We start from the raw sequence: 25,526 nt of genomic DNA on the forward strand, positions 1-25,526 counted from the left end.
GTAGGTATCAACCGTGAATCAAGGTAGTAAGTTATATGGTGAATTTTTAAATGTCAACTGGTGTGGTAAAGGGGCAAGTCAGCTTCACCGTAGCAGCGTGTCCAAAATTGTGTGTCATTAATTTGATCTTCTCAAATAATTCTCATGCATCTTGCTAATCTTATCGCTTAATTCCATTATAAGTTCAGGTGGAGATATCACTTTCAAGTCTTCACCAAAGCTTAAAAGTCTTGCTATTAGCTCTAGATTGATGTGAACATATAGTTGATAAGTATTGTTTTTTGCATCTACTAACTCTTGGGAGGAATGAATTTTTTTTGTTTCAATATATTTCTTTCTTTTATCTGAGACCTGAAACTTAATAACTTTCGGACCTTCACTACTTACACTAACACCCACCATCTGTTTGAAATGGTTCTTTTGATCAAAGCTTATTGAAATGTCGGAAATATCGAGGTAATATTCCTCAATATCTATTATTCTATCTAAAGGATAATTCTGCACCTCTGATTTGTCAAGGTCATAAGCAATTAAAAACCAACGACTGTTATATTCTTTTAAAAGAAGGGGTACAATTTTAAGGTCAAAAGGTTCTGGCGCATTAAATGGTTGATACTTTAAATAGAGAGGTTGTTTTTGCTGGAGGTGTGGGTACAAACGATTTATCCATTGAGAGGCAGCAGGATAGTCAACCCTTTCAAATTGGATAATATCATTTCTAATATTTTCGCTAATTCCTAACAGGTTTTTAACCTTGTCAACTACCTCTTTTAATTTTACACTTTGCTTGAATTCAGGAAACTGATTCAGTATGTCAAGGGCATTCATCAAGATATAGGTTTCTTGATCTTTTATGGGACTTTGAAAAACGGAAAAGCCCTTTTCTACATAAAAGAAATAGCTGTTCTCCTTTTGGATTAAAGCTTTCAGAAGTCCTGTTTCTCCGTTTCGCATTACACGAATATCTTCATTTATAGTTCTTTCTGAAACGCTTTCAATTCCGGCTTGAAGCCTACATGCCTCAGCCAATTCTTCATAAGTATACTTCCTGCCGGACCGTAGGCATTTGTCTATAACTTTTATTCGAGTAGATTGGTTTTTTCCAGCCATACTTTGAAAATAGTTTATTTGATGCAGAAAGGTTGCATTTTGGAGATAGAATTTTGATCTTATTAACTAAAATAGCATTGACATGTACAAATCGCTCCTGAAACGCTATAAAGATCAACCATCAAAAGAAATTTTTGCGCATTTCCCATATCAAGGAAGTGTGGGAGATAATTGGGAAACTCCATTTATTAAATTAGCTAAAATGGCAAAAAAAGACAAATGGAAGTTTCAGAATAAGGAATTTCAAAATGAGCAGAACAAAGGAGAAGTTCCAATACTAATAAATTACCTTAACTATACTTTTTTAAGACTTCAAGATGAGAAAAAAATTGCCTACTCGGCAGATGGAGATAAAGCATGTATTAACACAGGATTACAGACACCAAGAGGAAAGGACATCTATGCAACTTTCTTTAAAAATACTCAAGCTCGAGAAAGAGAACAGCCTGATTGGACACTTTTCGCGTTTGTTGATTCCTATTCCGATAAACTGGCTCCCTTTCACCCATTACCGGATATAGCGGAATATATTTTAGACCCTAATGATTTGGTATTCAATCTTGATTATCAAATTGAACCAAATCTTGATCATTTTTTAAAGAAGAATGAGGAACGATTGCCTACAGTATTACAAGGGAATATTAAAATGGCAGAGAATGTAATTAACGGAGCAATACAATCTCTTCATGGAATGGTGAAGAGAAACTATAAAGTAGCTATTCCTCATTGGTTTGAGGGTAAAATTCAGCTTTTGTTGCCTTTGGTCCTCACCAATGATGAAGGTGTTGCTGACTTGGCATTAGTTGTTGAAAGAGATGACAAAAGAAAAATTTATCGAGGTAAAACGATTCTCACTATGGATATGGCCTATTTGGATGCCCGACTAATTACTAAACCAGCCGATGAATGGCTAAATCCATAAATAATTTTAAGGAACTAAAAATTATTCTAATTATTGTAATTTCGGCGCATGGCAAAAAAATCTTCACCAAAATCTATCGCACAATACCAACATTCCGATAAAGAGCGGGCCAACAACCCCCATATCGGGATGGTAAATGAAGCTACGGAAACCTACGGAAAAGTAGAGAAGAAAATCTACCAGTACGATCCGCACCTTGACCCTCAACTTCAATGGGCCGGTAAGGCTGAACGGACCTCTTTTGAAGTGCCTACAGTAAGTTTACATGTACACGAACGGATAGACCCGAAGACGATCATAGAGGCCGTAAAAAAAGACGAAGAAGAGGATTCGCAGCTATCTCTTTTTGAGCAGTCCAAAAAACCTCTTCGAGAAGCCATTGAATTCTACAAGCATAAAGAAGGCTGGACCAACCGATTGATCTCTGGTGATTCATTGCTAGTGATGAACTCCCTGATTGAAAAAGAAGGCATGGCTGGCAAAGTACAAATGGTCTATTTCGATCCTCCATATGGGATCAGATACGGCTCTAACTTTCAGCCTTTTGTGAATAAGAGGGACGTGAGGGACGGGAAAGATGAGGACCTGACGCAAGAGCCGGAGATGATTAAGGCTTTTCGAGACACCTGGGAGTTGGGAATTCATTCTTATTTGAGCTATTTACGAGATCGGCTTCTTTTAGCTAAAGAACTGCTCCATGAGAGAGGAAGTATCTTTGTCCAAATTTCAGATGAAAATGTGCACCATGTACGGGAGATCATGGATGAGGTTTTTGGAAGTGAGAACTTTGTAAGTATGATTAGCTACGTTACAACGACGGGGTTTAAGTCAGTTACCCTAAGTAGATCAGGGGATTATATCATTTGGTATGGTAAGAAAAAAGATACTATCAAATATAAGCAGCTTTTCTTAGAGAAAACTTTAGGTAGTCAAGGTGCGACTGCGTATAAGGAACTTGAAAATTTGCCAGTGGCAAATTTTCAAGTTAAAAAATTCGGCGCGAAGCGCCTTGGGACGTCAGCTGATCTGACGTCCCAAGGCGCTTCTTCTACTAATCAGGCTGTAGTGTTCAATGGGATTGAACACTATCCACCCAGCGGCCTGCATTGGAAGACAACGGTGGAGGGGATGAAAAGACTAATTGATGAAGGTCGAGTATTTAAAGTTGGTAATACTTTGCGGTATTTACGGCTTTATGATGATTTCCCTGTTTATCCTATTAATAACTTCTGGAGTGATACCGGAGTTGCTGGATTTACAGGCGAAAAGGTGTACGTTGTTCAAACTACCAAAAAAGTAATTGAGCGTTGCCTCCTGATGACCACCGATCCAGGTGATCTGGTTGTGGACATCACCTGTGGCAGTGGCACTACAGCTATGATGGCAGAAGAATGGGGCCGAAGATGGATTACCTGTGATACTTCCCGCATCGCCATTACCCTGACGAAACAAAGACTTTTGACTGCTAATTTTGATTACTTCAAGTTGGCTCGACCCACAGAAGGCTTAAGCGGGGCATTTGAATACAAAACTGTACCTCACATCACTCTGAAAAGCATCGCTAACAATGAACCACCAGGGGAAGAGACCCTCTACGATCAGCCTAAAGTCGATAATTCCATCACAAGGGTAACCGGCCCTTTCACAGTAGAATCCATCCCGGCCCCCTTTGTCAAGAACCTGGAAGAGGCTATTGATGAACAAGGCGAAGCGGACAACTCTGTAGCTAAATCCGGTGAAACTCTTCGCCAGGATCAATGGCGGGATGAACTACTCCGAACAGGCGTTCGTGCCAAAGGTGGCGCTATGATGGAGTTTAGCCGGATAGAGGCTCAACAAGGAACGAAGTACATCCAGGCACTTGCCGAAACCCGAGAGGAAAACCCCAAAAATGTCCTTGTGGTATTTGGGCCGGAGCATTCTCCGATGGACGCCAGGTTGGTAGAATTGGCGTTAGATGAGGCCAAATATCTGAAGCCGGATATTCTCCTTTTCTGTGCCTTTCAGTTTGACGAAGAGGCGGCCAAAGACATAGACGAGACACCCGAAAACCTCATTGGCTTCAAGCTACTCAAGGCGCAAATGAACATGGACCTGCAAACGGAGGACCTGAAAAAGAACCGCAATACCAACCAAAGCTTCTGGCTGATTGGACAACCAGATGTCAGGATCAATGCCGTAGAGGGTGAGAAGGTGACCGTTGAGGTCGCCGGTTTCGATTACTACAATCCCAAAACCGGAGAGGTGAATAGCGGTGGGCAAAAAAACATTGCCATGTGGATGCTGGATACAGACTATGACGGACGCAGCATTTTTCCTCGACAGGTATTTTTCCCTATGGCCGGAGCAAAAGAAGGATGGACCAAACTGGCCAAGACATTGAAAGCCGAGATCGATGAAGAGAAAATAGAAGCCTATCGCGGTACGGTTTCACTGCCATTTAAACCGGGTAAACAAATAGCGGTGAAGATCATCGATGATCGGGGTATTGAAAGTTTAAAAGTAATCAAGAGATGAAAAAGGAACAGATCAGCGCATTATTCGAGCAATTTGAAGCGGCCTGTTACGTCTATGAAGGTCTGGAATGCTGGAGTGCCAGGGAACTGCAAGAAGTGCTGGCATATTCAGAATGGCGCAACTTTACCAAAGTACTGGACAAGGCCAAAGAAGCCTGCAAAAATGCCGGAGAAAAGCTGTCTGATCATTTTGTTGGCGTCAACAAAATGATCCAATTGCCCAAAGGTGCAGAACGTAAAATAGAAGATATTGCCCTGAGCCGCTATGCCTGTTATCTGGTGGCCCAGAACGGTGACCCCACCAAAACACCGGTAGCTTTTGCACAAACGTACTTTGCAGTGCAAACCCGAAAACAGGAGCTGATCGAGCAGCGCTTATTGGAAGTGGAGCGGGTCATTGCCCGAAACAAGTTATCCAAAACAGAGAAGAAATTATCAGGGATCATTTTCGAACGTGGTGTGAATGACCAAAGTTTCGCCATTATCCGGTCAAAGGGCGACCAGGCGCTGTTTGGTGGGAAAACCACACAATTTATGAAAACGAAGTTGATGGTGCCAGCCAACCGGCCATTGGCAGACTTCCTTCCCACACTGACAATCAAGGCCAAAGACTTTGCCACCGAACTTACCAGTCACAACGTTGTTGAGAAAGACCTGAAAGGTGACCGCTCCATCTCCAAAGAACACATTGACAATAACCTCGCTGTGCGGAGGATGTTGATTGAACGTGGCGTGAAGCCGGAAAACCTTCCCCCTGCAGAAGATGTGAAAAAAGTAGAACGAAGACTGACCAGTGACGAAAAGAAAGTGCTGAAGGAAAGTAAGCAAAGGGCTAAAAAGAAAAAAAGATGAAGCAGATCGACCAGTTAATCATCTGCTCTCCTTATCGTGAGCCCGGTAAACATTGGCAGCAGGACGAAGAAACCCAGGAGTTTGGCATTATTGACGGCAGGCGACCTGCCGGATACACCATTGCTTCAGGCAATAAATCAGGTTTTGTTCCTTTAAAGCTGGCCAATACTATACGTACACGGCTGAAAGAATGGCAGGAAAAAGGCCGGCCCGGACTAACTGGAATTTCTAAGGAGCTTTTAGAACATTGGAATGATCCTGATAAACGGACAAACCCGTTCTTCTTCTGCCAGATGGAAGCTATTGAAACCATCATTTTTCTTAATGAAGCTCCTGCTCATTACACAAGTGGATTTACTATTCCGGGCGATGGTGGATCTTTCGAGCGATGGTGTAGCAAGATGGCCACCGGGTCCGGTAAGACCATTGTGATGGCCATGTTGATTGCCTACAACATTCTGAATAAGGTGACCTACCGGAAGGACAACCGCTTTTCTAAGAACATCCTGATCGTGGCTCCCGGATTGACGGTTAAAAGCCGTTTGTCAGTGCTTAACCCTTCCGATGAACATAATTATTACCAGGAATTCCAGATCGTGCCGTCCACTTTGATGGAGAAGTTGCGGGAGGGGAAGGTTAAGGTCATTAACTGGCACATGTTAGCCTGGGATACGCAGGACAAGTTGGATGAAAAAGCTAAAAAGGGTCAGCTAAGAAGTGTGGACAAAAGAAAGCACATGGAACTGAGCGATACTGCTTATGCCAAAAAGGTGCTTGGGGAAATGTCCAACTCAAAGAACATCCTGGTCATCAATGATGAGGCGCACCATGCCTGGCGTTCAGCGGCCGAGAGTAAGGAAAAGGGGAAAACCAAAGATGAAATTGATAATACGGTGTGGGTGGGTGGCCTGGATAAGCTCAACAATAAAGTGCCGATTTTAAGGTGTCATGACCTTTCCGCAACTCCTTTTGCCCCAACCGGAAAGAAATCAAGCGAAGCTGGCTTGTTTGAGTGGATTGTGAGCGATTTTGGATTGAATGACGCCATAGAATCAGGATTAGTCAAAACCCCAAGAGTGGTGATCAGAAGTGATGGAAAAGTGGCTTCTGATTTTAAACCAAGGCTGTACCATTTGTACAATGACCCGGATGTCAAGGTGGACATCAACCAGAAACAAATTCCAAAAGAATCGCCATTGCCAGAATTGGTTAACAATGCTTATGATCTCTTGGCTACTGACTGGCTGAAGACAAAACAGGAATGGATCAAGGATGGGATCAATATTCCGCCGGTCATGATCACAATAGCCAATACCACTGTAACCGCTGACCGGATCAAGTACCATTTCGATTCCGGGTCTTGTAATGTTCCTGAGATATGTGATCCAGAAAAGACTTTGCAGATTGACAGCAAGGTATTGGGTGCTATTGAAAATGAAGACGAAAGTCTGACAGGATCAAAAGCTGAATTAGCCGAAGCATTAAGGAGGAAAGTTGACACGGTAGGGAAGTTGGGGGAACCGGGAGAGCAAATTCAAAATGTCATTTCCGTTGGGATGCTTTCAGAGGGTTGGGATGCCAAAAATGTGACTCAGATCATGGGTTTACGGGCGTTTTCGAGTCAATTGCTTTGTGAGCAGGTAGTTGGCAGGGGATTAAGGCGGGTAAGCTATGATTTTGATGACGACAAAATGCTATCACCGGAATATGTCAATATTTTCGGAGTTCCTTTTTCATTCATACCTCATGAAGGTGGGGTGTCTACTCCCCGTCCAGCGAAACCAAAGCATATTATTGAACCCACAGATGCAAAGAGGGACTTCCGGATAGAGTTTCCAAATATACTCCGGGTAGATACCATTTATCAGTCAAGGCTAAAACTGGATTACGAAGAGGTCAAACCTATAGAAATTGATCCATCTAATACGATTACCGAGGCTGAGTTGGGGGGCGTGATTGACAATGATGTTACCCCAGCGGCTTTGAGTGATGTAGATATAAAAAGGATAGCGGAGAACTACCGGTTGCAATCCGTCATATTCAAGGTTGCAACCCGGGTTTTTGGGATCGAGAAACACAACTGGAAAGGAAATGAGTATGATTTCCTAGCTCAGCTTCTAAAGCTCACAGAGGAGTTTATTCAGTCAGACAAGATCCAAATCAAAACCGAACTCTTTAGTCAGGATCCAGTCAGGAAAAAAATACTTATTACCCTGAATATCGCCCGGATCATTCAGCATTTTATGGTAGCCATTAAGGCCCAAAATGCGTCAGTCTTTTCGCCGGTGTTCGATAAAGAGAAGCCCATCCGGTCTACCGGCGATATGCCAACATGGTACACCTCCAAGCCTAACGCCTGGCATGAAAAGTCGCACATTAACCACACTGTTTTTGACAGTACCTGGGAAGCCAATAATGCGAGCATCATCAATAAACATGAAGCTGTTAAAGCATTCGTGAAGAATGACCACCTGGGGTTTACCATCAAATATAATTACAAGGGAGTGGTCAAGAACTACTTCCCCGACTATTTAATTCAACTCAACAATGGAGATTATTTGATCCTGGAGGTAAAAGGACAGGACAGTGATGAAAACCGGGCGAAAAGGGAGTTTTTAAACTTGTGGGTACTTGCTGTCAATCAAAACGGAAAGTTCGGAAAATGGCATTGGGCGGTAGTGTTTAACTCATCGGAAATTCATGACATCCTTAACAAGTACAAGGAATTCCCTGCCGAGTATTTTCTGCCTATAGATGAGCCGAAGAAGGAAAAAGAGCTGATCGAAAACAGTTTCAATTTTGCAACTTTTTATGGCTTGTCCGCGGATGATCTTAAGAAGGAGGGAAGTGTGGAGAAAATGGTTCAGAAGGTTTATAAAGAGCTTCTATCCCAGAATTTCAGTGAAATTTTTAAAGTGATCAGAGAGGCCTCAGCAGCTACTGATGAGGCACTTGAAGACGAAGAAGCGTTTCAAAATCGTACCTATTCGTTGCTCGATACTTTTGCTCCCAGCGACAAAAAAGTTTATGATAGCAGGGTCAGAAACTACATCAAAGAGGCAAAGCATCTGGAAAAGCAAAGTCTGGATTACCTGATACAGGCGGAGTATCTAAGCGATTCTATTGTCATACATACGGGTGAAGATTATTCTCCCTTTATTATGCAGGTATCGCGGGCTGTCGAGAGCGAGTTACTGCATAAGGTTTTCATACCGTTCACAAATTTCATTCGAACAGAGAATCCGAACATCAGTGCCACGTACGCTTATGATTTTAACAATAACGATACAAAATTCTTTGCTCAACGATTAAGTAGAAATGAAAATTCCTACACATTAGGAAATATGCATCACATCCTGAAAAAAACGGGGGAAGAGCAATCCAGAAGTAGAAGCACTCTGTCCAAAGATTTCTATGCTTATCTGGAAGAGAATTTTGATAGGGGAATAACTCAAGCAGATTTCCTGAATGACGTTGAGGAGTTGATCAAGAAATTCAGAAACAAATCCGCCCATGTTGATATGTTATCGAAAGAGCAGGCTCAGGATTGCAAGTACCTAGTAAGGAAGGTGCTCACCAAGTTTTTAGGATTGGCAGCCTAGACTTGGATAGTAGCAATTTGTTCAGCTAACTTAACGTACAACAGATGCCAATTCCTACCCATGATTTAAGCTGCATAACTAAGGCATTTAACACAAAATGTCCAGATTGCAAGTGTGACGTGTATTTTTTTTCTTGCAACTGCGGCAGTAAAGTTTATTTTGATGATTTAGGTGATCCTTGGCCAAAACACCGCTGCAACGAACGAAATATTAGAAAACGGCTTGAACTGATGCAGGATCTGGAACGGAGATCCCATGATGAAATATATACAATCATAATGGAGTTCTCTGAAGATCGAGGATATGATATTCCAGAAAAATATTTATGAAATTCTAGGCTCGGTTCTGTTGAGGAGGACAAAAAAGATATTTGTTAATGAATTGAATGACCTGGATGGAATGGAAATTATATCCGGACAGGTTATGGATTTGACTCATCGTACCAGTTTTAAATCAAAGTTCAAAATAGACCTGAAGAACCACATTCAAGTTGCGCTGGCTGGCCCCTTGCTTAAGAATGATTATGCAGAACTCACAGTTCGAGAAAAACCTGACAGAAGAAATAATTGTCGACAATTCAAGGTATATGCTAAGGAAACTTACCTAAAGAGGAATCCCCTTAAAAAGGGAGATTTTATATTAGCCAACATTAAAGAGGTTGAACACGGCCTAAAACTTAGCAAAAGAGTTTGGGAAGTAGTACTTCATAAGGTATTTTGAGTCAACCTCAAATTCACTGACATTTTTTTTGAAATATTTAATGAATGCAAAAAGGCTGCATTCGCAGGATACATCTTTGAAGAAAATATTCAGAGATGGAGAAAGAAAGACTACAGTTTTGTATTAACCGTTTTGACCATTACTATGACAGCATCAATAATAAATGCGCTGTCTTTTTAGGTCTTGGCACTTTCATACTAGGTGGTTTGATTGCGTCATATCCTTATTTGCTACAGAATGTAGAATGCACATCATGGATTCATGTCTCAATGGGTCTACTCATTCTTCTTAGCCTAGTCAACTTATTAACCATTATATCCGCATCAACGCCACACCTCAGTAATAAGGGAACTTCAATGTTTTATTTCGCATCCATTTCATCCATGACAAAGAAGTCATTTGATGAACAGTCGACTTGCTATATGCCGGAAGTAGAACTGGATGACTTGAGGGATCAGGTTCGTGAATTATCAACTGGTCTCACCCGTAAATTTCAGAAACTAAAGATTGTTGGACGGCTTTTTAGCCTCCAGTTCATCTTGTTTATTCCTCTAATCATTTTTGTAATCATAAACTTTAAAATACAATGAATATTTACAAAGACTATCTTGATACGATCAAGTTGGCCATGTCAGCCGATCGTAAATCCGGATTTCCAGTTACAGAAGACTTAAGTAATTTTGACGGAAAAATTGAAAAGGGATTTTCATACAGGGATTTCATAAATAAGGTACCCGAAACAAATCTGTTGCCTTCACTGGATGATTTCTCTAAAGAGGTTGGATTACAGCCTGATTTCAATCAGCGGTTGGGCTTGCATCCAGACTTTGCTCATTTGAAGCAGTCGGACCAGACAGAGAATCATTACATTGCCTCTGTTTTTATCGACATTAAAGGCTCTACACATCTTTTTAGGAAATATGATCCGGAAACAGTTTTGATAATTACCAATACAATTCAAAGAGCAGCAATACATACATGCCTTATTTTTAAAGGTTACATACACCGTTTACAAGGGGATGGGCTTTTTGTTTATTTTGGAGGTAAGCAAATTAACATGGCAACAGCAGTTTTACATGCCTTGCAAGCCACTAGTGTATTTAGCTATTTTGTAAAACATGATCTTAAGAATCTTTTTAGCGAACAAGGAATCGATAACATCTATACACGGATTGGAATAGACCTTGGTTTTGATGATGATGTTGTTTGGTCAAAGGCCGGTTTAGGGGAAATAAGTGAAGTAACTACCTGCAGTCTTCATACAAGCCTTGCCAGTAAAATGCAATCGTCCGCGGAAAGTAACGGGATCGTGGTCGGGGACCACGTTAAAGCGCAGATCAATGCAGATTTTCAGGACCTGTTTAAGCCTGTTTGCCACAGGACACGTAATGAAAATGATCGTTATATTTTCAGAAATATCGATGACGGTTTTAATTATACTCAATATGATTTTGATTGGTTAAAATTCCTAAAACAGCAGGAATTCATTTTTACTGATTTAGACGGCAATCTAGGGCTTAAACGAAAAAAGCAAATAGTTTACTCTCACCAATCGATTGACAGACTCATTCCCATTGCAAAGCAAAGTAAACCTTATTCTAAATAACGATGAGACGTGGTAAAGATTTTAAGAAAGACTTTAAGATAGCCACAGAACTGTTTCCTAAGTTAAGAGCTAACTGGAACTTAAAACATGAAAGTTGGCACATAAATGGGCAACTTGATATTTGCGATGAAGTAGGAGATTACTGGGGCAGTTTTGATGTTCATATTACTGTCCCGCAATCCTATCCGTATTGTGTACCAGTGGTTAAAGAGGTTAGTAGACGTATAAAAAGAGATGTAAATTGGCATATTAGCAAAGAAGGTATTTGCTGCATTGACATAGATCACAAAATGCTATTTCTTGCAGTAAGGGGAATAAATATTAGAGACTTTATACGTTCTCTTGTATATCCTTACTTTGCCAACCAGCTTTACCGGATAAAGAAAGGTAAGTACGCAGGGGAAGAATTTAAACATTACTTCGAAGGGGTTCGACAATTTTACTCTGAACACTTAGATATTCATGATGCTGGTACAGCAATTTTGATGTTAGAGGCAATATTACAAGGCCTGATTCCTGATCGAAATAAAAAATGCCTTTGTGGGAAGCCTAAAATCAAAAAGTGTCATTTGTCAAGTGTGGAATTTCTCAGGGATCTCCCTCAGGAACGATTGAAAACAGATTTAAATGAATTCAGGAAAATTGCTGCTGAAATCGGCGAAAAATAAATTAATCAAGATGATTGTTGTGGCGCTTCAATGCTGCCAACTGCTTCTGCCAACTGCCAATTTTAATATAAGTACAACCCCTGAAACGTATGATATCCATAGCTTCAGGGGTCTTTAACAGGTATCGGAGTTTATCGCTTAATAATCTCTGAAAAGTACATAGCCTCCGAAAGTGCCACTACCGAAACCACTTACAAATACTCTTCGGTTGCGCTTGCTGGTATAGGTCTTTGACCAGAACCGGCTGTTGGATGGACTTACATTGATCACGTCTTGCTTGACATAATTCCCCCACACATTCTTATACCAGGTATCAGCAGACAAGGTGTTGGTGCCCGAGCAGTTAACAAGGTAAAGATTAACAGTCTTACATTTGTCAGCGCCATTTTTCCAGGAGCTGTATACGGTGGCACCGGCAATCCCCCAGGTGTAACCTTTGTATGTTCTGTAGAATTGTCCGAAAGCATCGGTATCATAGTAAGAATGGCCGGAGCAGTTCGAATTTTCCTCGTTGGCCGTCAGCGCTGACATCTCTGAATAAATGACCTCAGGATGTTGAGCTACCGTACCTCTTTGCTTCGCTGAGGTTTTTAAAGCTTCATCTGTCTCCAGAGCCATGATATCGTCAGGAACAGGTACAGATTCGTTAGTGAGGGCAAGGAAACGCTCAAGCATAGAGGCTTGCTGCAGCTTTTCACCTAATGAACTGCCTATCTCTTCGTAAACCACTCCATCAGCCTCGCTTCTAAACACTACGGACGCTCCGTCAGTCAATTGAATGGTGGCCAACATCTTTGGGGTAAATAAAAGCCCATCCGCTTCTGTGACCTGATCATCTGGTGCTATCGTGTTTTCCTCTTCACAGGAATACATCAACGATGTCAGCAAAGTAATTGCCAGGATCATTGTTTTTGTACTAAACATCATTTTCTTTTTCATAATCGTATTTTTTAGTTGGTTTGTATGATTTTCAGCAATTTTAACTAACTTAATGTAATGAGAGGTCACTCATTTCATCAATCCCTGTTTTGAGTTGATAAACCGGTAACTACAGTTGATGGAGTATAAGTGTTAAAGATGGCATCACGGAGATGATCCGGTTTACCTGTGTGTAGAGTGTTAATTAAGTCTTTAAGAAAACTCAAATGCTCGTTCCAAAAACAGCCTGTTCAGGTGTGAGGTGATAAACTCAAAGGGAATACTATAAGTTAACGGCTATGGCCCTCGAGAAATCTCCTCAGCAATTGCCTTTTCTGTTGTTTGACAGAATTATGTGCCATAAGAGTAATAATTCCGGCTACATAAACTGTTTCTTAAGAGGCAAAAAAGTAAGACTTAAGCTATGAAAAAGCCAAAAGCCAAAATTGACACAAACTTCACAACTTAGCAAGACGTTGGTTATCAATACATTGCAAAACTTGTCATTGGTACGGGATGAAGGGTCTTCCTAAGTTGTGAATAGTACCCTTGAACTTAGTAAGATTCTTCATTCTTCCCCCGAAGGCAAGTTCGGGGACCTTAAACAGAGAGTTTTGAGTCAATTTTTCTGATATGCATACCTTAAATAAGCTTTGTTATATCGAATTCACGTTAAATTAGCGTTCTACACACCAGGTCTTTAAAACATTTTTAGGCCCTGTGCTGCTAATTGAAGGTTTAAACAATATCTTTATTCCCTATTCAGGTTGCGATATGTATCAATCAAATAAATATTTTCTGCTCTTTGTTTCGCTTTTATGTGGAGTTCTTTATAGCAATGCTTATGCTCAGGATGTAGCTGATATCAATAAACAGGTTGCTTTTTCTAATGAGATAGCAGCCAATATTACCCATCATAATTCATACATGAAGCATTTATATGGACAACTCAACGGGTATAAGGATGACTCAAGGACCAGGATCACTTATGAGATTGCCCGGGGGATGAAGCAGGCTGATGGATATCTTTACAACAAGGCAGTTTCTGCCGGAGGCGGTCATGCTCAGAAAATAAAACAGCACTATGATGAACTGACAAATATGAATAATAACCTGGCTGCTTACATAAAATTGGAAGACTACAATTCGGATCATGGTGATCAGGGACTACGACTAATAGACGAAATGCAGACCGAGGTGCTTAACCTTTCAAAAGCCAGAAAGGAGCTATGCGACCTCGTTTACTCCAGACGCAGCAATTATTCGAACCATATCAGCGGAAAGGTCTACCGGCTGATGATAGACGTGGTAGATCATGAGGAGCAGATACTCAGGTACCTGGACGCTGCGAGTGAGCCTCTGGATGAATCACTTATGGTTAAATCTTATCTTGAAACTGCGGAAAAACTGCTGGAACTGGATAAAGACATTGCTCTGCCATATCCTGCCAACATGTTTTTAAGATCTTTTGCTTCCGGTGTAAAAAATTTGCAGCGCATCAAGCAAAGAGCTGTAGACGAAAATAACTTCGCGGCTCAAAGATCTACCAGGCATAGCCAGGATGTTTACAAAGATTTTCTGAACTACTTCAACAACGATGTGCTCGCTTTTCTGGAGTCATTCGTACAAGCCAGTGAAGGTAAAGGGCTGAAGATGAGTTTGTACCCTAAATACATACCACTTTTAAAATTGAGAGAGAATGAATTTGACGTGCGCATTGAGCCGAGGCCGTTTACAGATAGAAAAATGCCTAAAACGGAGATCGTGCAGCAGAGTCTTGTCCTGGACAGGATCACTTATCAGGCATTAAATAGTTATGTTGAAGCTCTTAACGTCAGGACAAGGGCGCTGCTTCATTTGCAAAATAACATTAGGAATTTCCGGTCTTCATTACAAACACTGCAAAAGAGAGACGAAGCCAGCCGCAAAACTTACAAGTTGAGGTTTGATTATGATCATTTTATGGTTCCTGAAGTTGATATGGCCCTGTTGCGGGTAAACACTCCTAAAGTACTTCCGGCATACAGCAGCAGTCTTACGATCCAGATGGAAAACATTCAGGAGATTATGCTGGAATACGAGCGACTTTGCGAGGAACTGTCCGTTTATTCAGAGAATAAGTTGTTTGTAACTGCAGGTTTTGACCGTCCTGAAGAGATATTGAATAGGTTTCTGAAGCTGAATGAAATATATGAAACGAGAAAGGAGCAACTGTACAGTGATGTTCGCACTATCTATTCCTCATATAGTCTACCTGACCGCTCTAACCCATGGATCATTTCATCGGGAGCTCTCCTTCATGCTACAGAAATATCAAAGCATAAGCTGTATCTTATCAGAGGTGCATTTGCCGAAGACAGTCGTCCCACTATTTCCACTGATACCCTGCTGGCCATTAGGAGAGACCTGGTTTCAAACCAATCTGAGTATATGAAAGGCATTCAACGCATCGGCAGATATCACGGGCATTGCCCATATAATCCCTATGAAGACATGCCGGAGCGCATCAAAGTGTTTGTTGATAAAATGGGCTATATCAGTTCATATCTGGAAAAGGGAGACAAGAGTAAATATGCTGACTATGTGTATGTGTATAACGACATGGTAGAGAAGTACAACAAATTTGCAGAACTGGGAAGGGGAGAAGTGGAGTCTGCTGAAAATGATAAGCTTCGTCCTGTATTTATTTTGTATCAGACCAGCACTTTTGCTCCCTTTGCTGGGGAGGAAGGCCGCACAAATACACCCCATACAGCACATCAAAATGCCCCTGCCACTACACCGCCTAATGCAGACAAACCTGCTGTTAAAACCAATGAAACCAATGAAATGGCAGAGACTCACAAAAGCCACCAGCAGGTGATCCGTGACACAGTATATATAGAAACTGTGAGAACGGACACAGTCTATTTGCATGAAGGTGACAAAGATTTTACATCATTTGAAGGGTATGCCACTAACAACCTTGTATTCCTTCTTGATGCTTCGGGGTCAATGGACAAGCCTGACAGATTGCCTCTGTTAAAACAGTCCATGAGCTATTTGATCAGTTTGATGCGGGCAGAAGATGAGATTTCGATCATTATTTACTCAGGTAAAGCAAAATTGGCTCTCAAGCCAACATCAGCCGCGGAATCAGATGTTATCAACCAGGTGATTGCCAACCTATCTTCTGAGGGTAGATCCAATGTGAATGATGGCATTGAACTGGCCTACAAAGTGGCCGATAAGAATTATAAAAGAGGTGGTAATAATCGTATCATAGTGGCTACAGACGGTGAGATACAAATAGGTAAGTCTGCAATGAATATCATAGAGAAGTTTGCTCGGCAGGATATACAGCTTACGATATTTACATTTGGCAACGTTGAGTCAGACAGGTTAAGGTCTGTCTCCGAAGTGGGTCATGGCAACTACAGGCACATTACCAGGCAAAATGTAAATGGGCAACTGATCAGAGAGGCAAAAGCAAAACGCCTGCAGTGAAAAGCTAATTAGTATTTCTAAGAAAACTCTAAGTGGTTTTAAGAAAACGACAAGGTCAAGGCTTGCGAAGTGCCAAAAAGCGGAGCGTACTAAGGTACGAGAGCATTTTTGGGGCTAGCGTAACGCAGACATTGGCGTTTTCTTCGAGACACTAATTAGCCGGTAACGTTACCTTGTGCAAATGACCTGATGGCTGAGACATCCATTCTGTCATTCAGCCTTTGCGAATAATGAAGTTCTTTGATGACCAACCCTCTATCTACAAGAAATTCAGCAGGCATGGTTTTAATTGACTCGCCACTAGCCATTGTGTGAACAGGAAGGCCGTTCATCTTGGCTTTGTACACCGTCTGTACAAAAGAGGTAAGGTGACTCATCGCTGATTTATATCCGGAACTTTCCAAACCATAGGCGCCATACCATGTCTTGCCAGGGTCAGAGATAATAGGTATGGGGGATACTTCCTTGTGGAAAATACTTCTGAGAATTACTCTTTCCGGTGACTCAAAAAAGAATATCATCTCGAAGCCTGATTCTTTAAGCTCTTCATGTATTTTAGTGAGGGTATGGACACGAAGGTTGCAAAACGGACAGCCGGCATGGCGAAAAAAAGCTATTAATATCTTCTTGTCCCGGTATTCATCAAGGTCTATGGTTCTTCCGAATACATCCTGCAGCTTAAAAACAGGGGCTATTACATTCTTTTCCAGGTACATAACAGTATATTTACTTGCTATTATACGTAGCACTCTGCCAATGCGGTGCTATTTCACTTTTAAAAATTCAACTGGTTTCCATTAAACCGATAAATTTCAGGGATATGTTACAATGGTAATATGTAGTATTTTTACAAAAAAATTTACTATATTCCTGAATTAATCGTAACCCGCAATTTCTAAAATCATGTTAGATAACATTCAACTGGAACATTTCCGTAACCTGGTTTCCCTGGCCGCTGCTGATGGTAAGATAGCCGAGATTGAGCGTATAACACTTGCAAAGATTGCCTTTGAGAGGGATATTCCACTGGACCGGCTAAACATCATGCTTGAAAGAGCAGATGAATATATCTATTTGATACCACAAAACACCCAGGAAAGAGAGAAGCAACTGGAAGATATGATTAAACTGGCACTGGTGGACGGTGAGTTTGCTCCGGCAGAGCATAGGCTCATACTGATGGTAGGAGAGAAACTCGGCTTTTCAAAGCCGGAAATGGATAAGATGATAGAGGCACATTGCGGAGATATCAAGGTGAAATAAACATTATTCCGTAATTTCATAATATATCCGGATCAAAGATTGAGGTTTGAATGGCAATAAAGTGTCAATATCTGTGTATAATGCTCTGTCGAAGTGCAGTATTTGCAGTGTATTTGTTTCTCGGAAATACTTTTCCTCATCTTTCTTAAAAGTATAAACGCCTGCCCCTTCCATATAAAACCATCTGTCTTTCAGTTGTTGATAGTATTGCAATACTTCCTCCGGTTGATCGGCAGTTACCAATTCCATTGTGGCATATTTTTTATTAGCGTATTCCACCTGTGGGTTTAGCTTTATTACATAGGCGCTTGGATAAGACTTGATACCCACAGCTTCTTCAGTGGGTATTTGATACGGTTTAATCCGTCCTTCAAGTTGCGGAGGGATCATTGAAAAAGCAACGTCAGCGGATCGCGGTCTCACTTTGGTAAGACTATCAATAGTTTCTTCAGGAGTTTCAATTAGCGTGGTGACTCCAATACTTTCCATACTCTCACTGTTGCCGCCCCGAGTCGAGTCCATAGCCGTCAAAGTGTTTTCCTTTGCAGTTGAAGTGGGATTGACGATACTATCCTTTGTCTCGGTGGATGTTGTTTCTTCTTCATTTGACCTCTGATCGCTGCATGCTATACCTCCCAGAAGTGCGACTGAAATAAGAAGTAAACTAAACGAATTGCTTTTCATTTGGTAGAAGTAATTGTTAAAAAACGACTTCGAATTTACCAATTTTATTTCGTATTGTACTTCCTGTTGGCGAAAAATTGAGAGAGATTGCAATCGTTTTAAATAGGATTAACTTATTGAAAATCAACAACTTGTAAATCTGTATTGCCAATTTTATTATTGATAATTTTTCCCTCATATACTTCTGATTTGTCATTTCATGTTGTAGAATTGTATGATTTTAACCGGTCGCAGGGTTGTAAATATGTAATATAAATCATACAGATCATGAACGTCTCAGACAGTCCGCTCTCACTTTTTCGAAACCTGGTTGGAATGAAATTTCAACTGTACAATAGCCTTTTCACCTCATTGCCTTTTCACAGGGTGGAAAAAACGGGAGTGCTGTTATCTCTGTTTTTGCTTCACTTAGAGGAAGGGTTTGCCAAAAATAAGAGTCCGAAAGAGATTGTCGAGAGTTTTATGGGACAGTATACCACCTATACTACCCAGGAGGAAAAGTTTAATCTGCTGTTTCGATTCATTCAATACGCGGAAAGACAGGTGGTGCTGTTTGACGCCCTGGAAGATGCGGCTTTTGAACACATCCATGATATAAAAGGGCCGGGCACCGTCAAGCACTTGCAATCGGAGGTGATTTATGAACAGGCTCAAAAGCAGTTGGCAGAAAAGTTGAAGGATTTTTCTGTAAGGGTAGTGCTCACCGCACACCCAACGCAGTTTTACCCCAATTCGGTGCTGGGTATTATCCATGACCTTGCTCAGTCATTGAAACGCGAGCATACCACTGAGGTGAATTCGTACCTGCAGCAACTGGGGATTACACCGTTTTTGAAAAAGGAACGCCCGTCCCCTCACGATGAGGCTGTGAACCTGACGTGGTTTTTGGAGCATGTGTTCTATCCGGCAGCGGGAAATATTCTTTCGGCAATGAGGCAGTATTTTCCGGGCATTGCCAATTTTAAAAACCCATTGATACGTCTTGGCTTTTGGCCGGGAGGCGACCGAGATGGTAATCCTTATGTGAAAGTAGATACCACCGTTAAAGTGGCCGAAGTGTTGCGAGCATCAATTATAGTCTCGTACTACAGGGATGTGCGGGAGATGAAAAGAAGGCTGACCTTTAAAGGTGTGGAAGGGCCGATAGCAGAACTGGAAAAGAAGCTTTATAACCACATTTTTATACCCGGCTACCAGGCGGATATTACCAAAGAAGAGATACTGGAGGCGCTTCAGAATGTCAGAACCACCATTCTCGAGCAGCATAATGGCCTATTTGTATCGCACGTAGAGGACCTGATAGCTAAAGTAGAGTTATTCGGGTTGTTCTTTGCTTCACTTGATATTCGTCAGGACAGTTCGGTTCATAATGCTTTGCTGGAGAGTATTGCTGAAAAAACTGATGTTTTGCCCGGTCAATACGCCTCTCTTTCTGACAGTGAAAAAATAAGATCACTCCTTCAGGCGAATAAAGAAGTAGATCCGTCCCAACTGGGCGATGAATTGTTTCAGGATACTTTAGACACCATGAAAGCGGTGCGGTCTATCCAGCAGATCAATGGTGAGGACGGATGCCATCGATATATCATCAGTCATTCCACTAGTGCCCTGAGCGTGCTCGAGGTGTATGCGCTGTTTCATATGAGCGGGTGGAAGAAAGGTCAACTCTCCGTTGATATAGTGCCTCTTTTTGAAACCATAGATGATTTGAAGGCAGCTCCGCATGTGATGAGAGAGCTTTACAATATACCCGAATATAAAGAACATCTGAAAAACAGAAGAAGCATTCAGACCATAATGCTGGGCTTTTCTGACGGCACTAAAGATGGTGGTTATTTAATGGCTAACTGGAGCATATATAAGGCTAAGGAAGAACTTACCAGGGTATCGAGAGAAAATGATATTGAAGTAGTGTTTTTTGATGGTAGAGGCGGGCCTCCCGCCCGTGGTGGTGGTAAGACCCATCAATTTTATAAATCGATGGGACCGAATATTGAGAATAAGGAGATACAACTGACAGTCCAGGGGCAAACCATTAGCTCCAACTTTGGTAATATAGATTCTGCCAGGTATAATATGGAGCAGTTGATCCATGCAGGCATTAGCAACGCCCTGTTTCGGGACGCAAATAGTAAGCTAAGCCCGGAGAATGAAGCTACTTTGCGGGAACTGGCTGATGAGAGTTACCGTGCATTTGGCAAAGTGAAAAATAACCCGATCTTCCTGGAATACCTTAACTTTGCCAGTCCCTTGAAATATTATTCTGAAACCAATATTGCCAGCCGGCCTTCTAAAAGGAACAAAGACAAAAAACTGACCCTTGATGACCTGCGGGCCGTGCCGTATGTGGGCTCATGGAGTCAGATCAAACAAAACCTGCCCGGTTATTATGGTGTAGGCCTGGCCCTTGAAAAGATGGAAAAGGAAGGGAAATGGGAAATGGTGCAGCAGCTTTATAACAACTCACTGTTCTTCAAAACACTGATCGCCAACAGTGAAATGTCCATGTCGAAATCGTACTTTCCTCTGACAGCATATCTCGCGCATCACCCGGAATACGGTGCATTGTGGAATGACTTTTATGAGGAATATGAGCGGAGTAAAAAATATGTACTCAGGCTCACCGGAAAAGAGGAATTGATGGACGATAAGCCTGTGGGGAAGCTTAGTATTAACATGCGCCAGCGTATTGAGCTTCCGTTAACGACCATACAGCAATATGCTTTGATACAATTAAGGGAACAAACGCAGGAGGATGAGCAGTTGCTGAAGACTTATGAAAAACTGATCGTTAGGTGCTCATTTGGTATTATCAATGCGGAAAGAAATTCCGCCTGAGGTTTTGGTTCGTTAGCTGAAAGAACCATGCATGGCTTATCTTTGTTGTTGACCTTAAAGAAAGAATAGTTTGAGCCAGCTTAAGCCATACCAAAAAGACTTCAGTTCCGAATTGAATTTTACCACCTCACGCAGCAGTGGACCTGGCGGGCAGCATGTCAATAAGGTGAACACCAAAGTAACGTTGAGGTTTGATATTGATCATTCGGAGATGCTAAGCGCGGAAGAAAAGGCAGTTATTAAAGAAAAACTATCCAATAAAGTCACAAACGATAATTTTCTGGTAATAAGTGCCGAAAGCGAACGTTCTCAGTTGAAGAATAAGGAAGAGTCCATTAAAAAATTCCTGGACCTGTTGAAGCAGGCTTTCAAGGTTAAAAAGAAGCGCAAACCCACAAAACCATCCAAAACTGCTGTAGAAAAGCGACTCACGGAGAAGAAAAAGCAATCGGAAAAGAAGCAGATGAGACAGAAGTTTTAGTCTTAAAAACAAAGAGCCATCCTTTTCGGGACGACTCTTTGAAAACTGTAAGTTTTGGGAGGTTAATATTTTCTGGCGTATATCAATACATCCTTTATCAAATTCTTTTTAAAGCCATAGGAAAGTCCTTTGCTGATATATGATTTTTCCGGTTCTCCAATGAAAAATGAAGCAGTATTAGGTACTTTGACACCCCAGGAGCCCGAAGGTATAAGATCGCCTGGCAGGATAAGTGCCATATGTCCCTGTCCGTTGTCGCTTTTGTAAACAGCTATTGCAGCTTTCTTTTCGTTAGCATACTTTTGAGCTTCACTTAACGCATCAGGCTCATAAGCATGCCCCAGGAGTGTCCACCGGTCACTTTCACCAACAAAGCTCGCAATCTCGTGAGGAAATAGATATCTCCCCAGTTTTTCGGAATAAAAATCGTTGATGTTATACACAGTTTTGAGAGACTGCCCTATAAAAGCATTGCATAAAGCCACATTTTCGCAATTAGTAAATTCGGTCAACGATTTATTCAACTCCTGCTCCCACCCGTCATTAATAGCCTGACTAAAAACGTCTGATGCAAAAAATATCAAAGCCATTGAAATAGAGACTTTAATGAAGCATTTATTAAAGATTTGATACACAGGTTTTATCATTTTAGTGAACTTTATATTATTGGTTGTTTTTTTCCATAGTAAATATAGAAGATATACCACCTTGTAACCGTGTATGTAAGGAAATCGGGCTTTTTGCTTAAAATGGTAGAAAAAATCCACCCAAAGAAATGTTTCAGATGGATTTTTCAGTGTCAGATAGAATTCACTTTGCTATTGGATCATTTCACAAGAGACAGGGAAGTCGTCCCGTAGCTCTATCTTTGCTTCCATCCACTTTCCTTGTATTACATTCCAGTTCTGGATAACCTCAAAAACTCCATAAAGACATTTGTCTGCCTTTTTATAAGTATAGGCCCCATATAATGAGCGATGGTCTCTTACATCCGTTTCATTATTTAACATTACCTGCCAGTCATCAACAGAGTAGTATATTTTTAAAGGAGAGATTTCCTTTGCTCTTATTAGTTTAAGCGCCTGATTTTTGTATGAGTCATCAGCAAACGCTCCTTTTTTTGGTACTCTGTTGTTTTCCGGGGCGCCTTTAGATATTCTTTTCCGAAAATCCTCTGCAATAGTGGTGTAGTTATCCTTTCCGTTAGTAAGGTCCAATGTGAAATGCCCTCGCCCTATAACCTTCTTATCATCATCTACTTTCGCATATAGCCTGATTTCCAGCTCCCGGAGCTTGGGGTCAAACCCAGAGGCAATATCAAGGAAACAGGTAAGAGAAGGCCCCTTTCTTACTGTCCCGGGAGAAAGGCTTATCCTGAGTTCGGTACTTGCGGCCTCCTCATCGGTGGCTATCACATTGCAGGCTTTGTAATCTCCATTGGGTTCATTTTGCCGGCCTATCCCCATGTTGATGAATTTCCGCACCTTGCCATCTTTATCTTTGTTATTAGGGTTCGCATCTACATATTTTTCAATTGGCTGAGGGGTCTTGATATACATCCAAAGGGGGTCACCGTCTTTAACATGGCTAACGGCATGTGCTTTGGCTTCATCAAAGCTATTATACTCCTTTGCAGCAAAGATTATTTCAGACGGTAATTTTTCGTCACTATTCTCTTCTAACAGAGTCTCAGGTTCTTCCTGAGCTGTCTTTTGTTCTGGCTGATCCTTATTCAGTGATAATTTAACATTACCTCTTTTGGTAAGATCCTTTAGTTGACCATAAACATTTAGGGTAAGGCCGAAAGCCAATCCGAATAACAGCAGGCTTCTTTTTAAATTTGTATTTTTCATCTGTATATATTTAGTATTGAGATATTAGTATTGAGTATTGAGGATCTATTTACGATTCACGATTTTTGATTTACGAATTAAGCGACAAGCCGCAGGTTTCAAACTGTAAATCTTTAACAATAGTGTTCATGTTTATTGCATTGATGGCCTGCCAAACAGCGATTAATAATTGCTGATCACCGTGTCTACTTCGAGTCCGACCCCCTCCTTTGCCTACTGCTTCTGCCAACTGCCGATTATTCATTTTGGGTTGGTATGGCTCACTTATGACTATTTCATGAGAGTTTCGTTGCAGCTTGTCCGGGTCAGGGACAAATGTTCATTTTAATCGATTAATATTGCCTGAGCATCTGCATTGGTCAGTTCGGTGATAACTTCCTGATTTTTCCAAACAATCTGCACCTCAGGTTCATCGTTCCTGGTGCCAGCAATGTATACATCACCGTTTAATACCACGATATCTTTAGCCATAATGTCGGTGGCATTTGCGAGGGCTACAGGTGTAGCATTTACCCAATATGCAGCAGATGACGTGTTAGCATAATCTATACCCACTATGTGAACATCATTGTCAGCAACTACCATAGATGATACACGAGGATTGGTTGCCACCAGGTCAGTTGCCATTCCATTTTTCCAATACTTGGCTGTAACAGACCCAGGGAAATATTCCTGACCGGCAACATACACATCACTACCATTGATGAATATTGCGGAGGCATCGGCATTGTTGGTGCCATCAGTCAAATTCACAGGAGTGCCATTTTTCCAGTACAAGGCCACAGTTTTACTAGTGGCTTCATTATATTCGTAGCCAGATATGTATATATCACCATCAACAACAGCTATATCCGTTGCGCCTGACAATGTTTCCGATAAAGGTACTTCCATACCATTCTTCCAATAAACTGCTTTGTAGTTATGGTGACCCACTATATAAACGTCACCACCTGAAATAGCAATAGCATGGGCTGAAGAGTAGGTGTCATCATCTGTTAGTCGTATTACTTCATCGTTATTCCAGTACACAGCAGCAGAATGGGTGTCCATTGAGGCATATCCAACTACATAGACGTTGCCACCATCAAGGGCCAGGTCTTTTGCATAACTTCTGAAGCTGTCGGCAGCAGTAGGAAGGAGTGTGGCGACCCCATTTTTCCAATAGGTGGCAACTTGACCATCGTCTTCAGGGTAATAAGTATAACCGGCCAAATATATGTCATATGGGGTAGTGGTGAATGTAATTTCTTCGCTATAGACAGTTCCTACACTATTGGTCGCGTATGCTCTTACATAATAGACAGTTTCAGGAGTCAGGTTGGTAAGGTAGCTGGTGAAGCTCCCTGTGCCGGTACCATCCGTGGTGGAAGAATTTTCTACGGTAGGTTTTGGAACTGTACTCCAGCAGATACCTCGCGCTGTGACCCCGGCTCCTCCGTCAGACGATACTTCGCCACCTCCAATGGCCGATCGTTTTTCAATTTGTGAGATTCCAATAGCAGTTACAGCCGGGAGTACTGGTGCTGTGGTAGTGAAAGAAACTTCACCACCGTAAGCTGTGCTTACGCTGTTAGTGGCATAAGCCCTTACATAGTAGGTCGTTTCTACCTCCAAACCGGTAATTAAACTCGTAAAACTTCCACTCCCGGTTCCATCTTCGGTGAAACTATCTTCAACAGTCGGATTGGTAGAAGTGCTCCAGCAAACGCCTCTTGCAGTAATTTTTTCCCCTCCGTCACTAATAATTTCGCCACCTCCTGATGCAGATATGAAGGAGATATCAGTGATTGCCAGGGTTGTCAGTTCGGGGGGAACCGGTACAGGTGCAGGATCATCATCCTTACAACTTTGAATGATGGCGCCCATGAAAATTAGTACTGCTAAAAGGGCATAATTAAAAAGATGTCGTTCTGTCATAGTTTTTAAATTATTAGAGAAAAATAGTTCTAACTAAAAAGGTTAGAAAGCAGGGGCTGTCCGAAAGCCTACCCCTAGACATTGTATCGG

General features: G+C 41.5%; 19 protein-coding genes. 12 read left to right on the plus strand and 7 right to left on the minus strand.

The genetic code is table 11. The features are described from left to right. Window positions 1–117: 117 nt before the first annotated feature. Window positions 118–1,110 (minus strand): helix-turn-helix transcriptional regulator, encoded by a 993-nt coding sequence (locus C900_RS01995; RefSeq protein ID WP_009577879.1) that lies wholly within the window; start codon window positions 1,108–1,110, stop codon window positions 118–120. A gap of 82 nt (window positions 1,111–1,192) precedes the next feature. Between C900_RS01995 and C900_RS02000 the strand changes: the two genes are divergently transcribed. The 8 genes from C900_RS02000 to C900_RS02040 all read left to right on the plus strand — a co-directional run bounded on the left by C900_RS02000 (window position 1,193) and on the right by C900_RS02040 (window position 11,996). Continuing rightward, complete coding sequence (locus tag C900_RS02000; protein ID WP_009577880.1) at window positions 1,193–2,032, plus strand: DUF3825 domain-containing protein; 840 nt, start codon at window positions 1,193–1,195, stop codon at window positions 2,030–2,032. 48 nt (window positions 2,033–2,080) lie between these two features. After that, window positions 2,081–4,549 carry a site-specific DNA-methyltransferase gene (locus C900_RS02005; protein WP_009577881.1) on the plus strand — a complete coding sequence of 823 codons (2,469 nt, stop codon included), beginning with the start codon at window positions 2,081–2,083 and terminating at the stop codon, window positions 4,547–4,549. Continuing rightward, a complete protein-coding gene (dinD, locus tag C900_RS02010; RefSeq protein ID WP_009577882.1) occupies window positions 4,546–5,400 on the plus strand; it encodes a DNA damage-inducible protein D in 855 nt (284 codons plus the stop codon). Before C900_RS02005 ends, dinD begins: the two co-directional genes overlap by 4 nt. Continuing rightward, window positions 5,397–9,002, plus strand: coding sequence for a BPTD_3080 family restriction endonuclease (locus tag C900_RS02015; protein WP_009577883.1), 3,606 nt, complete (start codon window positions 5,397–5,399; stop codon window positions 9,000–9,002). The genes dinD and C900_RS02015 overlap by 4 nt, the downstream gene beginning before the upstream one ends. Before the next feature lie 303 nt (window positions 9,003–9,305). Next, the gene (locus C900_RS02025) at window positions 9,306–9,722 is read left to right on the plus strand and encodes a hypothetical protein (RefSeq protein ID WP_009577884.1); all 417 of its coding nucleotides are present in this window, start codon (window positions 9,306–9,308) and stop codon (window positions 9,720–9,722) included. 95 nt (window positions 9,723–9,817) lie between these two features. Beyond that, window positions 9,818–10,312, plus strand: a complete 495-nt coding sequence (locus C900_RS31005) for a Pycsar system effector family protein (RefSeq protein WP_040495282.1) — start codon at window positions 9,818–9,820, stop codon at window positions 10,310–10,312. Beyond that, the gene (locus tag C900_RS02035) at window positions 10,309–11,328 is read left to right on the plus strand and encodes an adenylate/guanylate cyclase domain-containing protein (protein ID WP_009577885.1); all 1,020 of its coding nucleotides are present in this window, start codon (window positions 10,309–10,311) and stop codon (window positions 11,326–11,328) included. Before C900_RS31005 ends, C900_RS02035 begins: the two co-directional genes overlap by 4 nt. A 2-nt stretch (window positions 11,329–11,330) precedes the next feature. Then, window positions 11,331–11,996 carry a hypothetical protein gene (locus C900_RS02040; RefSeq protein ID WP_009577886.1) on the plus strand — a complete coding sequence of 222 codons (666 nt, stop codon included), beginning with the start codon at window positions 11,331–11,333 and terminating at the stop codon, window positions 11,994–11,996. 138 nt (window positions 11,997–12,134) lie between these two features. Here C900_RS02040 and C900_RS02045 read toward each other — a convergent pair whose 3' ends face one another. Then, the gene (locus C900_RS02045; protein ID WP_009577887.1) at window positions 12,135–12,935 is read right to left on the minus strand and encodes a hypothetical protein; all 801 of its coding nucleotides are present in this window, start codon (window positions 12,933–12,935) and stop codon (window positions 12,135–12,137) included. Window positions 12,936–13,688: 753 nt separating this feature from the next. Here C900_RS02045 and C900_RS02050 point away from each other — a divergent pair. Further along, window positions 13,689–16,400, plus strand: coding sequence for a vWA domain-containing protein (locus C900_RS02050; RefSeq protein WP_040495284.1), 2,712 nt, complete (start codon window positions 13,689–13,691; stop codon window positions 16,398–16,400). 155 nt (window positions 16,401–16,555) lie between these two features. On the opposite strand, the gene C900_RS02055 is transcribed toward C900_RS02050, so the two are convergent. After that, window positions 16,556–17,116: a peroxiredoxin-like family protein gene (locus C900_RS02055; protein ID WP_009577889.1), complete on the minus strand. Its 561-nt coding sequence runs from the start codon at window positions 17,114–17,116 to the stop codon at window positions 16,556–16,558. A gap of 187 nt (window positions 17,117–17,303) precedes the next feature. Here C900_RS02055 and C900_RS02060 point away from each other — a divergent pair, with 187 nt between their 5' ends. Further along, complete coding sequence (locus tag C900_RS02060; protein ID WP_009577890.1) at window positions 17,304–17,663, plus strand: TerB family tellurite resistance protein; 360 nt, start codon at window positions 17,304–17,306, stop codon at window positions 17,661–17,663. Window positions 17,664–17,666: 3 nt separating this feature from the next. Here the strand turns inward: C900_RS02060 and C900_RS02065 are convergent, their stop codons facing one another. Beyond that, window positions 17,667–18,347, minus strand: coding sequence for a hypothetical protein (locus C900_RS02065; RefSeq protein ID WP_040495286.1), 681 nt, complete (start codon window positions 18,345–18,347; stop codon window positions 17,667–17,669). A 315-nt stretch (window positions 18,348–18,662) separates the two neighbouring features. On the opposite strand from C900_RS02065, the gene C900_RS02075 reads away from it, so the two are divergent. Further along, entirely contained in the window at window positions 18,663–21,185 is a 2,523-nt protein-coding gene (locus C900_RS02075) for a phosphoenolpyruvate carboxylase (protein ID WP_245558388.1), read from the plus strand. 70 nt (window positions 21,186–21,255) lie between these two features. After that, window positions 21,256–21,666 carry an alternative ribosome rescue aminoacyl-tRNA hydrolase ArfB gene (gene arfB, locus C900_RS02080; protein WP_009577893.1) on the plus strand — a complete coding sequence of 137 codons (411 nt, stop codon included), beginning with the start codon at window positions 21,256–21,258 and terminating at the stop codon, window positions 21,664–21,666. 62 nt (window positions 21,667–21,728) lie between these two features. Here arfB and C900_RS02085 read toward each other — a convergent pair whose 3' ends face one another. The 3 genes from C900_RS02085 to C900_RS02095 form a co-directional block, all read right to left on the minus strand. Then, window positions 21,729–22,256, minus strand: a complete 528-nt coding sequence (locus C900_RS02085) for a hypothetical protein (RefSeq protein ID WP_009577894.1) — start codon at window positions 22,254–22,256, stop codon at window positions 21,729–21,731. A gap of 228 nt (window positions 22,257–22,484) precedes the next feature. Next, window positions 22,485–23,519 (minus strand): hypothetical protein, encoded by a 1,035-nt coding sequence (locus C900_RS02090; RefSeq protein WP_009577895.1) that lies wholly within the window; start codon window positions 23,517–23,519, stop codon window positions 22,485–22,487. 324 nt (window positions 23,520–23,843) lie between these two features. After that, on the minus strand, window positions 23,844–25,436 hold the full coding sequence (locus C900_RS02095; protein ID WP_009577896.1) for a Kelch repeat-containing protein: 1,593 nt from the start codon (window positions 25,434–25,436) through the stop codon (window positions 23,844–23,846). Between the last annotated feature and the right edge of the window lie 90 nt (window positions 25,437–25,526).

Origin of the sequence: Fulvivirga imtechensis AK7 (assembly GCF_000331535.1) — a bacterium.
GTDB classification, from domain to species: Bacteria; Bacteroidota; Bacteroidia; order Cytophagales; family Cyclobacteriaceae; genus Fulvivirga; species Fulvivirga imtechensis.

Excerpts from the sequence above, each read along its gene's own strand:
- C900_RS02090 (WP_009577895.1), bottom strand. The coding sequence starts at position 23,519 with ATGAAAAATACAAATTTAAAAAGAAGCCTGCTGTTATTCGGATTGGCT.
- C900_RS02040 (WP_009577886.1), top strand. The coding sequence starts at position 11,331 with ATGAGACGTGGTAAAGATTTTAAGAAAGACTTTAAGATAGCCACAGAA.
- C900_RS02060 (WP_009577890.1), top strand. The coding sequence starts at position 17,304 with ATGTTAGATAACATTCAACTGGAACATTTCCGTAACCTGGTTTCCCTG.
- C900_RS31005 (WP_040495282.1), top strand. The coding sequence starts at position 9,818 with ATGGAGAAAGAAAGACTACAGTTTTGTATTAACCGTTTTGACCATTAC.
- C900_RS02095 (WP_009577896.1), bottom strand. The coding sequence starts at position 25,436 with ATGACAGAACGACATCTTTTTAATTATGCCCTTTTAGCAGTACTAATT.
- C900_RS01995 (WP_009577879.1), bottom strand. The coding sequence starts at position 1,110 with ATGGCTGGAAAAAACCAATCTACTCGAATAAAAGTTATAGACAAATGC.
- C900_RS02085 (WP_009577894.1), bottom strand. The coding sequence starts at position 22,256 with ATGGCTTTGATATTTTTTGCATCAGACGTTTTTAGTCAGGCTATTAAT.
- C900_RS02065 (WP_040495286.1), bottom strand. The coding sequence starts at position 18,347 with ATGAAAAGCAATTCGTTTAGTTTACTTCTTATTTCAGTCGCACTTCTG.
- C900_RS02050 (WP_040495284.1), top strand. The coding sequence starts at position 13,689 with ATGTATCAATCAAATAAATATTTTCTGCTCTTTGTTTCGCTTTTATGT.
- C900_RS02005 (WP_009577881.1), top strand. The coding sequence starts at position 2,081 with ATGGCAAAAAAATCTTCACCAAAATCTATCGCACAATACCAACATTCC.
- C900_RS02025 (WP_009577884.1), top strand. The coding sequence starts at position 9,306 with ATGATATTCCAGAAAAATATTTATGAAATTCTAGGCTCGGTTCTGTTG.
- C900_RS02000 (WP_009577880.1), top strand. The coding sequence starts at position 1,193 with ATGTACAAATCGCTCCTGAAACGCTATAAAGATCAACCATCAAAAGAA.
- C900_RS02055 (WP_009577889.1), bottom strand. The coding sequence starts at position 17,116 with ATGTACCTGGAAAAGAATGTAATAGCCCCTGTTTTTAAGCTGCAGGAT.
- C900_RS02015 (WP_009577883.1), top strand. The coding sequence starts at position 5,397 with ATGAAGCAGATCGACCAGTTAATCATCTGCTCTCCTTATCGTGAGCCC.
- C900_RS02075 (WP_245558388.1), top strand. The coding sequence starts at position 18,663 with ATGAAATTTCAACTGTACAATAGCCTTTTCACCTCATTGCCTTTTCAC.
- C900_RS02035 (WP_009577885.1), top strand. The coding sequence starts at position 10,309 with ATGAATATTTACAAAGACTATCTTGATACGATCAAGTTGGCCATGTCA.
- dinD (WP_009577882.1), top strand. The coding sequence starts at position 4,546 with ATGAAAAAGGAACAGATCAGCGCATTATTCGAGCAATTTGAAGCGGCC.
- C900_RS02045 (WP_009577887.1), bottom strand. The coding sequence starts at position 12,935 with ATGAAAAAGAAAATGATGTTTAGTACAAAAACAATGATCCTGGCAATT.